This is a genomic window from Pseudomonas sp. 50_B (assembly GCF_017491625.1).
GTDB lineage: Bacteria > Pseudomonadota > Gammaproteobacteria > Pseudomonadales > Pseudomonadaceae > Aquipseudomonas > Aquipseudomonas danubii.
This window is the reverse complement of the sequence record NZ_JAFGYX010000215.1, coordinates 1-242: the sequence shown is the minus strand read 5'-3', so window position 1 is coordinate 242 and position 242 is coordinate 1. Positions and strand designations below refer to the sequence as shown.

At 62.4% G+C, this 242-nt stretch carries 1 protein-coding gene; it reads right to left on the bottom strand.

All coding sequences use genetic code 11. The features are described from left to right. Nucleotides 1-242, bottom strand: a 242-nt coding sequence (locus tag J5M73_RS31685; RefSeq protein ID WP_207817054.1) for an amino acid permease, incomplete at both ends; no start/stop codon positions are given.

Here is a 242-nt window from a genome sequence, read left to right as displayed (position 1 = left end):
CGCGCACCGCCAGCAGCACTGCGTAGGCCGCGGACCACAGGTAGGGCACCAGGATCATCGAGGTGGCGAGGTAGATCAGCGACAGGTAGGTGCTGGCCGAGAACAGAGTGATGACCAGGAAGATCTGGATCATCACGTTGGTCAGCCACAGGGCATTGACCGGCACATGGTTGGCGTTCTCCTTCTTCAGGAACGCTGGCATGGTCCGGTCCCGGGCGGTCGCGTAGAGAATCTCCGCGCAC